Source organism: Burkholderia territorii (assembly GCF_902833055.1).
Taxonomy (GTDB): domain Bacteria; phylum Pseudomonadota; class Gammaproteobacteria; order Burkholderiales; family Burkholderiaceae; genus Burkholderia; species Burkholderia territorii.
In genome coordinates, this window is record NZ_CADFEJ010000001.1 from 291,337 (window position 1) to 303,712 (window position 12,376).

Below are 12,376 nucleotides of genomic sequence, written 5' to 3' on the forward strand. Positions count from 1 at the left end.
CGCCCGGCGTGCATGCGCCGAAGCCGGCTTCGACGGCCGGCTTCGGGTACGCTCACGGAGCGGCGGTCACGCCGCTCAGGCCGGATCGGCGTACTTCAACGTCCATCCGAACGTGCGGGTCGCGCCCGCACCGAGTGCGAACGGACCGGTCTTGCACACGAAGTTCGAATGCAACTGGCCGATCGGCGTCGTCGACAACGGGTTCGTCGCGCCGCTGACCGTGTCGAAGGCGGACAGCGCGCAGGTGTCGAACCCGGTCGTCGCATAGCCGGTCGCGGTGCTGTTCGCGTAGATCACCGACGTGCCGTCGCCGTTTGCCTGCGTGGATGCGAGGTCCGCGAACGACGCGAAGTCGGTCTCGACCGCCAGGTTGCCGGCGAGCGTACCCGAGGCAATCGTGTCGCTGCGCGAGATCGTGCCGTGCGCGAACGTCAGCACGGTATGCACCTGCAGGTCGAGATCCGTCGTGTACGCCGCGTTCTTCGACGCGAGACGGAACTTCGTCGTGTCGAACGACACGACCACCTGCCCGTTGGCCTGCTGCACGTCGAGGTTCTTATAGTACGTGACCGGGACGTAGGTTTTCCCGTTGTACGACACCTGCGGCACCAGCAGTGCATAGCCCAGATCGGTCGTGCCGTAGATCAGCTTGTCGGAGAACGGCACCGGGTAGTACGGCGTGAACGAGTTGTAGTCGGGCGCCTGGCTGAGATTCAGGTTGATCACGCGGCGGCCGTCGCGCACGGTGAGCAGCGCCGCGTTGTACGGATGCGCGGTATCGCCGGGCTGGTTGTACCAGGTGAGCGTGTAGCGCGGCAACGCGTCGAGCCACTGGTTGTAGCTCGCGTCGTCCATCGGCGCCTTGCCGCCGAAGCCGAGCTTGTTCCACCACGCGTTCACGTACAGATACTGATGCAGCAGGCTGAAGTTCTCGCCCATCACGCGCGGCTTGCCGCGATACGCATCCGTGCCGCGACCCTTGACCCACATGTTCACCGACGGCGTCGGCAGCGACGGATCGTACCAGTACGTGTCGAAGCGACGCGCGGCCCGGTAGATGAACGCGTACGCGACCTGCTTTTCCTGATCGGTCAGCACGCCCGCATTGGCCGCCGCCGTCAGGATTTCCATGAACGCGGAATCGCCGTACGGGCCGATCGAGCGGCCGTAGTTGAAGCCTTGGCCGTCGGCGTTCAGCTGCGGCAGAATCAGATCGACCGACTTGCGCAGATAACCCTTCAGTTCCGGCGTGAGGTTGGCCTCGTTGCCCATCTCGAACGTACGCTCGATCACTTCGCCGATCAGCAGCGTGCTGTAGCGGTCGTAGCGCGCCTGGTCGTAATAGGTCGTGTGCGTGTTCGACGCTTCGTCGGAGAACCCGCCCGACGAATCCTTGCGGATGTGGTTCGTCAACGTATAGAGCAGCGCATCGCGCGCGCCCATCGTCGCGACGGCCGGATCGGTCGCCGACGAGAACGACGGATTGCTCCAGCCGAGTTTCTGCCGCAGGCCGGCGATTCCATAGGACACCGCATAATAATTCTGAGCGGTGTTGAGCGACGCAATGTCGATCGGCGTGCCGGCGGCCGGGCAGGTGCTGGTCTTGCCGCTTGCATCGGGGCCGAACATGTCGCAGAAGGTGAGCCGTTGCTGCAGCGTCGCGAGCATCGCGTCGCTGAAGACCTCGTTGAGCATGCCGTGCGCCTTCAGGTTGTTCAGCGCGACGAGATAGTAGTACTCGCCCCAGGACGTGTTTGCATACGCATAGTTGCTGCCCGACTGCGCCATCATCGCGGTCGTGATCGTCTGATACGTCGCGAGGTAGCTCGCGTATTGCGGGTCGCCCTTCGACTTCATGTCGATCAGGATGTACGACAGGCCGAGCGCGAGCTTGCCGGGCAGGAATTTGTCGCCGGTGTTCGTATCGAGCACGTGAACCGGCGAACCGTCGCCGAGATCCATGACGACCTGCGTGAAGTCGGGCGACTTCCGGATCAGGTCGAACAATGCACGCATCTGGCCCATCATCGTGACCGGAATGTTCGCGCCCGCCGGCACGCTGGTGTCCGGTGCGCCGTAGACGAGTGCCTGCAGCGAATTCGGGGCGAGCGCCGGAGTCGACGGCGGCGGCGACGAGGGCGGCTGGGCGGTCACGTCGTTGCCGCCGCATGCGCTGACGAACAGCACGGAAAGGGCGCTGAACGCGGCGCCGAGCGCGAATCTGCTGCGCGTATGCATTGTGTCTCCAGTTTCGAATAGTGATGAAGGACGGGCGGGTGCAACCGTCGGTGCGCTCGACTCGGGCCTCCGCGTCGAACCCTGATCCCTGTGGGCGGACGGCTTGAGTCACATCTCGAGCAGGCACGCGTTCTCCTTGGCGCAGCCGATGGTGGTCGTTGCGTCGATGTGAAGGAAAACGTTTTCCAAATTTAAGCATCGATTGCTTCGGTGTCAATGTGCTTTCACGCCGGATGGGCCGGTGAAAACCCGGATGTTCGAAGCGAGGGAGGAGAGGGAGATAGAACGATGACGCGGAAATTTCCGGAATTTATTGCTGTTTTCGCTGCGATGCAGCGATGCCGTGTCGGCGACGGCTACGCCAGGTGAAAGGTGATCATGCCGCGCCTGACCGGTGGATTCAGCGAGAAAACGTTACCCTTAAGAAGCGAATTCACGCGCGGCGCATATCGGCTCTTGATTCCGTCTGCCGCCGTCCGCCGCGATGCTAAAGCTGCGCTTCGATCGCGGCCTTGTCGATCACCGACCAGACCTGCCGGATCTTGCCGTCGTGAAATTCGTAGAACACGTTTTCGGCGAACGTGATGCGCTTGCCGTCGACGGCGAGCCCCAAGAATCTTCCGCGCGGCGCACACGCGAAGCGAAGCCGGCACGCAATGCGCGGCGGTTCGCACACCAGCAGCCGGATCTCGAAATGGAGATCCGGAATGTCGCGGAAATCCTGCTCCAGCATCGCGCGGTAGCCGGCCAGGCCGAGCGGCCGGTCGTTGTGAATCACGTTGTCCGCGACGTATTGGCCGAGTGCCGGCCAGTCCTGGCGGTTCAGGCAGTCGATGTAGGCGCGGTAGTGCATGGCGAGATCGGGTTTCGTCATGGCGGCGGTACCTCCTCGTATGTCGCCGGCTGGGGCGGATGACGCGCGGCGTTCAGCGCGCTGGCGTGTCGCCCGACAGATACGACACGAACGCCTGCGTATATTTGGGCAGCGCATCGAACGATCGCGCGCAGAGCGTCAGCTTGCGGTGGCTCCATGCGTCGGACAGCTCGACGAGCCGCACGTCCATCGTCTGCATCGCGCGCTCGGCTGCATGGCGTGACACGATGCCGATCCCCACGCCGCTTTCGATCACGCGGCAGATCGCATCGAAACTCTTCAGCTGCACACGGTAGCGGATCCGCTTGCCGAGCGCACGCGCCTGGTCGCCGAGATGGACCTGGAGTGCGCTGCCGTCGGTCAGCCCGATGAAGTCGGCGTCGGCGATCTCGTCGAACGCGACCTTGCCGCGCGCGGCGAGCGGATGCCCGGCCGGCACGACCGCGATCAGCCAGTCCTCGCGGAACGGCTTCTGTTCGAGCCCGGCGAGCCCGACCGAATCGGCGACGATGCCGACCTCGGCGGTCTTGTTGCGGATCGCGTGCACGATTTCCTGGCTCGAGCGCTCCTCGACGCTGATCGACAGTTTCGGATGATGCGGCAAATACGCGGCCAGTGCGTCGGGCAGGTATTCGCTCAGCGACGCCGTATTGCACAGCAGCCGGATATGCCCGCGCAATCCCTGGCCGTATTGCTGCAGCTCTCCGCGCATCTGGTCGATCTGCTGCAGCACCGTGCGCGCGTGGTGTTCGAGCGCGCGGCCGGCGTCGGTCACCTGCGCGCCCGACTTGGTCCGGTGCAGCAGCGGCACGCCGAGCTCGTCCTCCATCCCGCGAATGCGCTCGCTTGCGGCCTGCAGCGTGATGTGCGTGCGTTCGGCGCCGCCCGTGATCGTGCCGGCCTCGCAGATGTTCAGGAAGAGCCGCAGGTCGGTCAGGTCGAAGCGCATGGCGGGGTGGACGCGTGAGGATTGGGATGGCCGTTAAGTTAGCAGGAACCGCCGCGTCGGTCTCAGGCTGCGCCTGAGACGCCGTTCGCCGGTTCCGCATTTTCGGGGGCGGGATCGATGCCGGATCATGGCCGCATATCAACCGGGGGAGACTGTCATGCGGATCGATTCGTCGTGGGGCGTGTCGTTCAAGATTGCATTGCACGTGCTGTTCCTGTGCATCGGCATCGCGTGGGCCTGCGCGGAGCTGGTCGACTGGCTGCGTTGAGCGGGCGGCCGTCGCCGGCCGGATCGACGATCCGACGCGGCCATGTGCCATTGAAAGCCATTCGAAATATCGGTGTATTGCGAAATTTCTTCCGCATCGCACGCCGAAAACCATCAAGTTTTTCCGAAATCGACCGTACTACCGGTAACGCATGTCCGCCGGTGGACGGCTCGTGATCGTTTGTCATCATTGTTTGCATCCGGTTACACGTCGGCCGTTCCGTTTTTGAGATGCTTGAAAGATTGTCAAACCGGAGTCGATCGTCCATGAAACAGCGCGAGATTTGCCGCAACTCGGCGTGGTTGTCCAGCCTGGCCGCGGTGCTCGTCATGGCCGGTTGTGCCAGCACGCAGTCAGTCCCGCCGAGCGACACGCTCGCGGGTTCGCCGTCGGGCCAGCCCGCCGCCGCCCAGCCGGCCACGCCGGCGCCGCCGCCCGCGCCCATTCTCGTCGCGCAGAAGTACGTGGTGAAGCGCGGCGACACGTTGTCGGGCATTGCGTCCGCGAACGACTGCAGCGTCGCCGACCTGCGCACCTGGAACAAACTCGACGGACGCGGCAGGCTGCGCATGGGGCAGGTGCTGCGCATCGTCCGCCCGCAGCCGTTGCAGGCATCCGGCGCGAACGGCGGCGCACCGGCCGCGACGCCGGCCGCCGCGAGCAATGCGGCGGACGCCGCGCAGGCGAGCGTGTCGACGGCGAGCGACCGGCAGGTCGTGAAGGAAATCAGGCGGCATGCGGGCGCGGTGGCGCTCATGTGGCCGGCGCGCGGCAAGATCGTCGACACGTTCCGGCCCGGGCAGAACCGCGGCATCCAGATCGCCGGCCGGCCTGGCGACCCGGTGCGGGCGGCGGCCGACGGCCGTGTGATGTACGCGGGTAGCGGCCTGAACGATTACGGCACGCTGATCATCGTCCAGCACAACGCGGATTTCCTCACGGCCTATGCGCACAATCGCAAGGTGCTCGTGAAGACCGGCGACATCGTGCGCCGCGGCGACGAGATCGCCGAGATGGGCGACCTCGACAACTCGCGCGTCGCGCTGCTGTTCGAAGTGCGGCGCGACGGCAAGCCCGTCAATCCGATGCCCTATCTGCCTTCGTCGCAAGGCTGACGCCGGCCGCGCTCGCTGCTACGCTAGGTCACTGCGTCCCGCCGCATGCGGGGCCGACGGACGTCTTCGGGGATGCGCGGCGCAAGCCGTCGCGAGCCGGCCGTCGGCATGAGTGCGCGTGCATCGCCGATGCGCACGCGCGTTGCTCCGTGCCACCGTTTCCGATCGAATAACCTTCATCCATGGAACACTCTCCCGCCCGTCGCTCGCTGTTGCTCGCCGCCGTCGCCGCGCCGTTCGTCGCCGCGTGCTCGTCGGCACCCGTCGCCGACCAGGGGCGCGCCCATGCCGCCCAGGCCGAACTCGCCGCGCTCGAAAAAGCGTCGAACGGCCGGCTCGGTGTCGCCGCACTCGATACGTCGAACGGCACGCGCGTCGCGCATCACGCGCGCGAGCGCTTCCCGCTGTGCGGCACCTATGCGGTCGTCGCCGCCGCCGCGATACTCGCGCGCGGCTCGCTCGACGCGTCGCTGCTGCCGCGTCGCATCCTGTATCGACGCTATGAGGTCGTGGCCGGCTCGCCGGTGACGGAAAGCCACGTCGACACGGGGATGACGATCGCACAGCTCTGCACGGCGATGCTGCAGTCGGGCGACAAGGGCGCCGGTAACCTGCTGATGGGCGTTCTCGGCGGCCCGCAGGCCGTCACGGCGTTCGCGCACGAAAGCGGCGACACCGTGTTCCGGCTCGACCGCTGGGAACCCGAGCTGAACGAGGCAGCGCCCCGCGACGAGCGCGATACGTCCACGCCGGTCGCGATGGTCGACATGCTGCAGCGATTGCTGCTCGGCGATACGCTGCGCGAGCCGCAGCGTGCGCAGCTCACGGAATGGATGACCGGCGGCGCGCGGAATGCGAGCGGGATCGCGGCCGGCGTGCCGCCCGGCTGGCGCATCGCCGACAAGACCGGCACCGGCGGTTACGGCACGACGACCGACGTCGCGGTGCTGTGGCCGCCGTCGCGCGCGCCGATCGTGCTGGCCGTGTCGTTCACGCAGCCGCGTGCCGACGCGGCGGCACGCGCGGACGTCGTCGCATCGGCGGCGCGCATCGCGACGGGCGCGTTCGCCGCCACGGCCTGATTGCTCGACGCACCTCGCGTAAAGCCGGCGTTTGGCTTATCGTGTCGATCAGCGCGCGCCGGTGTCGGTGCGCGGCCTTGCCGCGCCGGCGACCGGCGCGGTCGATCCGTCTACCCGTTCGTCATGCGCCGACTTCCGCCCCTGCACGCGCTGCAGATCTTCTCGACGGTGGCCCGCCACCGCAGCTTCACGCGCGCGGCCGAGCAGCTGTGCCTCACGCAGGGCGCGGTCAGCCGGCAGATCCAGACGCTCGAGGCGCATTACGGTTTTCCATTGTTCAAGCGGCACGCGAAGGGCCTCACGCTGACGGCGGAGGGCGAGCAATTGCTGCCGGTGGTCAACGAGAGCTTCGCACGGATCGAGGACATCTCGATGAAGCTCACGCGGCAGCGCACCGATCTCGCGCTGAAGGTGCCGACTTGCGTGATGCGCTGGATGCTGCCGCGCATCATGCGCTTCCAGGGCGAGCATCCCGATCTCCACGTGCAGATCACGACGGCGTGGCAGCACGTCGTCGATTTCTCGACCGAGCCGTTCGACGCGGCGATCGTCTACGGGACGTCGCCCGGCGCCGGCGTGTTCGCGCTGCCGCTGTTCGACGAGCGGTTGACGCCCGTGTGCGCGCCCGAGCTGCGGCAGGCCGCGCCGCTCGATGCGGTCGGCGATCTCGCGCGCCACACGCTGCTGCATCCGACGCGCGACCATCGCGACTGGCGCGCGTGGCTCGATCACGCGGGCGAGCGCGCCGTCGACGCGGAGCGCGGGCCGACCTTCGACACGCTCGATCTCGCGACGAACGCGGCGATGCAGGGCTTCGGCGTCGCGATCGGCGACGTGACGCTCGTCGACGACGACGTCAGCGCGCGCCGGCTCGAACGGCCGTTCGACATCGTGCTGGAGACCGGCGCTCGCTACTTCTTCGTCTATCCGGAAAGCATCGGCAGCCAGCAGAAGATCCGCGCGTTCAGCGACTGGATCGCCGCCCATCGCGACTGACGCGCGACGTCTGCTGCAGCGGGCGCTACTGATACGTGACGATGGCGATCATCGGCGCGTGCGCGTTGCCCGCACGGTCAGGTAAAACGATTGCGCGCGAGGCTTGCGTAAAGGTCGTGGTCTTGATCGTGCGCAGGCTGGCCGCATCGACGAACGCGACTTGCCCGTTCGCCGGGCGCGGACAGTCGGGACGCACGCGCGCGTGCGCGGCGTCGGTCGTGTCGAGCGCGAACGAGCAAGGCGGCTCGACGATCATGCCGGTGAAGTGGATGACGCCGGACACGCCGGCGGCAAAAGACGAGGACGAGGCCAGAAGCGAGGCAGCCAGGGCGAACGAGGCGGCAAACAGGCGATGCTTCATGACAGGCTCCAGAGAGGAAGCGCGTCGCAGCGCGGCCGCTCGAATGGCAGTCCGTCAACGCTGCGATGCTGTATGCGTAAACGGCAATTCCATCGGACCTCTTGAATGAAAAACGAGAAATAACGGCAATAAGCAAATGACGCCGTATTCCTCCAATCAATCTATCTCAAATTTGTGCGCCCGCAAGTCAGGGTATTGCCGATGGCGTAGGCTCGCGGCTATCCCGCCAATGCACGCGGGCTTTGCAGGTGAATCGTTGAGGACTCAACGATTCGACGGGCGTGCGCATGGCGGCGCGCAGAAAGAAAAACGGCCGCTCGTGTGACGAGCGGCCATTCCGTATCGACGCGCAGATGCGGCGGTCAGCTCGCGCGCTTGCGTACCGCGCCGACGATCACGAGCAGCACGATCGCACCGATGATCGACGCGATCCAGCCGGCGCCCTGGCCCGGCGCATACCAGCCGGCAGCACGGCCGACGTAGCCGGCGATGAGCGAGCCGACGACGCCGAGCACGACGGTCATCAGGATGCCCATCTTGTCGTCGCCGGGCTTGAGCGCGCGGGCGAGGAGGCCGACGATGAGCCCGACCACCAGGGTTTCGATGAATTGCAGCATGAACGCCTCCCTATAGCTGTTGGCTGTTGACGAAAGGAAATGGACCCGCGCGGCGCGCGAGGGTTCCGTTCGACCGCGCGCCGGTGCTCTGGCATACCGACGCACGGGGTGCCGAGTATCGCACGCCCGCGCGTCGCACACATGTCAGGCGACCGGATCGAGGCGGCGGTAACCTTCGGTCGCGCGCAGCAGCGTGCGCGTGTAGTCGCGTGCGACCTGCCCGGCACGCACGTCCTCGATCCGCAGCTGTTCGACGATCTCGCCATGCTGCATCACCGCGACGCGCTGGCACAGGAAGCCGATCACCGCGAGGTTGTGGCTCACGAGGATCATCGTCAGGTTGCGTTCGCGATGCAGGCGACGCAGCAGGTTCAGGATCTCGGCCTGCACCGACACGTCGAGCGCGGAGGTCGGCTCGTCGAGCAGCAGCACGCGCGGCTCGACGATCAGCGCGCGCGCGATCGCGACACGCTGACGCTGGCCGCCCGACAACTGGTGCGGATAGCGGAAGCGGAACGCCGGGCCGAGCCCGACTTCGGACAGCGCACGGGCGATGCGCGCGTCGGCGTCGTCGATCCGATGGATCGACAGCGGCTCGCGCAGTGTCTGGTCGACCGTGAAGCGCGGATGCAGCGACGCGTACGGATCCTGGAACACCATCTGCACGTGGCGCCGGAATGCGCGGTCGTGCGTGTCGCCCACGGGCCGGCCATCGATCGACAGGGTGCCGCCGGCGAGCGGCACGAGGCCGGTCAGCGCACGCAGCAGCGTCGACTTGCCGGAGCCCGATTCGCCGACGAGCCCGAAGATTTCACCGTCGCGCACCGCGAAGCTCGCGTCGCGCACGGCGTCGACATGACCCGTTCGGGTCGGAAAACGGATCGAGACGTGATCGATGTCGATCATCGTGCGGTCTCCTGAGGTGCGATCGACGACGGCGCGGGCGACGCGGCGTCGAGCCACGCCGGATCGCGCCGCAGCACGGGAAGTTCGTCGGGCGGGTTCGCGAGCGGCGGATTCGCCGCGAGCAGCCCGCGCGTGTACGGATGCGTCGCGTTGCGCAGGTCGCGCGCGGCGCAGGTTTCGACCACGCGCCCCGCATACATCACCGCGACGCGATCGCAGAACGACATCACGAGCGGCAGGTCGTGGCTGATGAACATCAGGCCCGTGTCGTGCTTCGCGATCATCGTGTCGAGCACGGCGAGCACCTGCATCGATACCGCGACGTCGAGCGCGGACGTCGGTTCATCCGCGATCAGCAGGCGCGGGCCGGTCGACACCATCATCGCGATCATCACGCGCTGACCCATGCCGCCCGACAGCTCGTGCGGATACGCATCGGCGACGCGCGCCGGGTCGCGGATCTGCACGGCCGCGAGGGCATCGACGATCCGCTCGCGCAACGCACGGCCGCGCAAGCCCGGCTCGTGCCGCCGGAATGCCTCGCCCATCTGCTTCGCGACGGTCATCACCGGGTTCAGCGAATATTTCGGATCCTGAAGGATCATGCCCATCTGGCTGCCGCACAGCCGGCGGCGCTCGCTTGCGGACATCGCGAGCAGGTCGCGGCCTGCGAAGCGCATCGTGCGGGCCGAGCAGCGTGCCGCTTCGGGCAGCAGGCCGAGCAGCGCGCGGCCCGTCAGCGATTTGCCGGAACCGGATTCGCCGACGATGCCGAGCCGTTCGCCGGGCGCGAGTGTCAACGACAGGTCGCGCACGGCGTCGGACACGACGCCGTCGTGCCCGCGAAACCCGATCTTCAGGCCGTCGATTTCGCAGAGCGGCGCGGGCGTATTGACGGAATTCAAAGGCATGTCACGCTCCATGACGCGGATCGAAGACGTCTCGCAGCCCGTCGCCGAGCAGGTTGAACGCGAGGCTGACGAGCAGGATCGCCGCACCGGGCAGCGTCGCGACCCACCACGCGTCGAGCAGCACGTTGCGGCCGGACGCGACCATGAAGCCCCATTCCGGGCTCGGCGGCTGCGCGCCGAGGCCGAGGAAGCCGAGGCCGGCGACGGTCAGGATGATGCCGGCCATGTCGAGCGTCGCGCGCACGATCACCGACGACATGCACAGCGGCACAATGTAGCGCAGCAGGATCCGCGGGCCCGATGCGCCTTGCAGGCGCGCCGCGTGGATGTAATCGGCCTGCGCGATGCGGATCGTCTCCGCGCGTGCGAGCCGCGCGTACGCGGGCCACGCTGTGATCGAGATCGCGACGACCGCGTTGATCACGCCCGGCCCGAGCGCGGCCGCGAATGCGAGCGCGAGCACGATCTTCGGGAACGCGAGCGCGATGTCGGTGATGCGCATCAGCACGCTGTCGACGAAGCCGCCGCAATAGCCGGCCGTCGTGCCGATCAGCAGCCCGATCGGCACGACGATCACGACGACGAGCAGCGCGATGCCGAGCGTGAGGCGCGAGCCTTCGATCAGCCGCGAGAGGATGTCGCGGCCGAGCTGGTCGGTGCCGAGCCAGTGCGACGGCGAGCCGGGCGGCAGCAGTCGGTCGGACAGCACCTGGCGCAGCGGATCGTGCGGCATGATCAGCGGGCCGACGATGGCGACGACGATCAGCGCGACCAGGATCGCGAGCCCGAACAGGTTGAGCGGATTGGCGGCGAAGCGGCGCCACCGGCGATATGCGAGGCCGAACGCGGCCTGCGAGCGCGACGCGGGTGCATCGGAAAGCAGCCACGCGCGCAGCGTTAGACGCTCGGCATTCATGATCGGATGACCTTCGGCATGGACGGAGAAAGAAGCAGGGTGGAGGCGGTCATGTCGGAGCGGCCCTCAGCGCGCACGCGGATCGAACACGCGGTACAGCGCATCGGTCAGCAGGTTGACGGTGATGAACATCACGCCGATCACGAGCGTCGCGCCGAGCACCGCGTTCATGTCGGCGTTCAGCAGTGCGCCCGTCAGGTAAGAGCCGAGCCCCGGCCACGCGAACACGATCTCGGTCAGCACCGAGCCCTCGAGCAGGTTGCTGTACGTGAGCGCGATCACGGTCAAGAGCGGCACCGCGATGTTGCCGAACGCATGCCGCCAGATGACGCGCCGCTCGGACAATCCCTTCGCGCGCGCGGTGACGATGTATTCCTGGCTCAGCTGGTCGAGCATGAACGAGCGCGTCATCCGGCTCAGGTACGCGACCGAGTAGTAGCCGAGGATCGCAGCCGGCAGCGCGATGTGCGACACCGCGTTGCGGAACACGTCCCACTCGCCCGCGAGCGCCGAGTCGATCAGCAGGCTGCCCGTGCGCGGGTCGACCATGCCGTCGTACACCGGATCGAGCCGGCCGGGGCCGGCGACCCAGTGCAGCCGCGCGTAGAACAGCAGCAGGCCCATCAGCCCGAGCCAGAACACCGGCACCGAATTGCCGACCAGGCCGACGAAGCGCGCGATGTGGTCGATCGGCCGGTTGTGCTTCACCGCGGCCGCGACACCGAGCGGCACGCCGATCGCGATGCCGATCAGCGTCGCGATCGTCGCGAGTTCGAGCGTCGCGGGGAACACGCGCCTGATGTCGTCGAGCACCGGGTTCGACGTCAGCAGCGACATGCCGAGATTGCCGTGCAGCACGTCGCGCGCGTAGATCATGAATTGCGTGACCAGCGGCTTGTCGAGACCGAGTGCGATGCGTTCGGCCGCGTACGCCTCGGCTGACGCGCGATCGCCGAGGATCGCCAGCACGGGATCGATCGGCACCTTGCGGCCGATCACGAACGTCAGCGCGAGTAGCCCGGCGAACGTGACGGCGAGCGTGAGCGCCCAGCGCAGCACGCGAAGCGCCCAGCGTATGGCCGGGCGCCGCGCGGGCAGCGTGCGCAGCGCTTCGAGGGAGGAGGCGGAAGTCGACATGCGGCG

Annotated in this window: 12 protein-coding genes; 3 read left to right on the forward strand and 9 right to left on the reverse strand. The window is 67.1% G+C overall.

Translation table 11 applies throughout. The features are described from left to right. Nucleotides 1-75: 75 nt before the first annotated feature. The 3 genes from HW466_RS01310 to HW466_RS01320 form a co-directional block, all read right to left on the reverse strand. Entirely contained in the window at nt 76-2,238 is a 2,163-nt protein-coding gene (locus HW466_RS01310; protein WP_151006220.1) for a hypothetical protein, read from the reverse strand. Between the two features lie 487 nt (nt 2,239-2,725). Then, nucleotides 2,726-3,112 carry an ester cyclase gene (locus HW466_RS01315; RefSeq protein ID WP_059798603.1) on the reverse strand — a complete coding sequence of 129 codons (387 nt, stop codon included), beginning with the start codon at nt 3,110-3,112 and terminating at the stop codon, nt 2,726-2,728. A 52-nt stretch (nt 3,113-3,164) separates the two neighbouring features. Next, nucleotides 3,165-4,061 (reverse strand): LysR substrate-binding domain-containing protein, encoded by an 897-nt coding sequence (locus HW466_RS01320; protein WP_059507608.1) that lies wholly within the window; start codon nt 4,059-4,061, stop codon nt 3,165-3,167. A 534-nt stretch (nt 4,062-4,595) separates the two neighbouring features. On the opposite strand from HW466_RS01320, the gene HW466_RS01325 reads away from it, so the two are divergent. From HW466_RS01325 to HW466_RS01335, 3 genes are all read left to right on the forward strand, one after another. Further along, nucleotides 4,596-5,444, forward strand: coding sequence for a peptidoglycan DD-metalloendopeptidase family protein (locus tag HW466_RS01325; protein WP_174905483.1), 849 nt, complete (start codon nt 4,596-4,598; stop codon nt 5,442-5,444). Between the two features lie 182 nt (nt 5,445-5,626). Continuing rightward, on the forward strand, nt 5,627-6,526 hold the full coding sequence (gene bla, locus HW466_RS01330; RefSeq protein ID WP_059507606.1) for a class A beta-lactamase: 900 nt from the start codon (nt 5,627-5,629) through the stop codon (nt 6,524-6,526). Between the two features lie 123 nt (nt 6,527-6,649). Continuing rightward, nucleotides 6,650-7,522: a LysR substrate-binding domain-containing protein gene (locus HW466_RS01335; protein WP_059792757.1), complete on the forward strand. Its 873-nt coding sequence runs from the start codon at nt 6,650-6,652 to the stop codon at nt 7,520-7,522. Nucleotides 7,523-7,547: 25 nt separating this feature from the next. On the opposite strand, the gene HW466_RS01340 is transcribed toward HW466_RS01335, so the two are convergent. From HW466_RS01340 to HW466_RS01365, 6 genes are all read right to left on the reverse strand, one after another. Next, complete coding sequence (locus tag HW466_RS01340; protein WP_059507604.1) at nt 7,548-7,883, reverse strand: hypothetical protein; 336 nt, start codon at nt 7,881-7,883, stop codon at nt 7,548-7,550. Between the two features lie 362 nt (nt 7,884-8,245). Then, nucleotides 8,246-8,500, reverse strand: coding sequence for a GlsB/YeaQ/YmgE family stress response membrane protein (locus HW466_RS01345; RefSeq protein ID WP_059507603.1), 255 nt, complete (start codon nt 8,498-8,500; stop codon nt 8,246-8,248). Nucleotides 8,501-8,644: 144 nt separating this feature from the next. After that, nucleotides 8,645-9,406 (reverse strand): ABC transporter ATP-binding protein, encoded by a 762-nt coding sequence (locus HW466_RS01350; RefSeq protein ID WP_151004363.1) that lies wholly within the window; start codon nt 9,404-9,406, stop codon nt 8,645-8,647. Next, nucleotides 9,403-10,317: an ABC transporter ATP-binding protein gene (locus HW466_RS01355; protein ID WP_059978065.1), complete on the reverse strand. Its 915-nt coding sequence runs from the start codon at nt 10,315-10,317 to the stop codon at nt 9,403-9,405. Before HW466_RS01355 ends, HW466_RS01350 begins: the two co-directional genes overlap by 4 nt. Nucleotide 10,318: 1 nt before the next feature. Next, the gene (nikC, locus tag HW466_RS01360; protein WP_059507750.1) at nt 10,319-11,233 is read right to left on the reverse strand and encodes a nickel transporter permease; all 915 of its coding nucleotides are present in this window, start codon (nt 11,231-11,233) and stop codon (nt 10,319-10,321) included. 66 nt (nt 11,234-11,299) lie between these two features. Then, a complete protein-coding gene (locus HW466_RS01365; RefSeq protein WP_151004361.1) occupies nt 11,300-12,370 on the reverse strand; it encodes an ABC transporter permease in 1,071 nt (356 codons plus the stop codon). Nucleotides 12,371-12,376 lie beyond the last annotated feature (6 nt).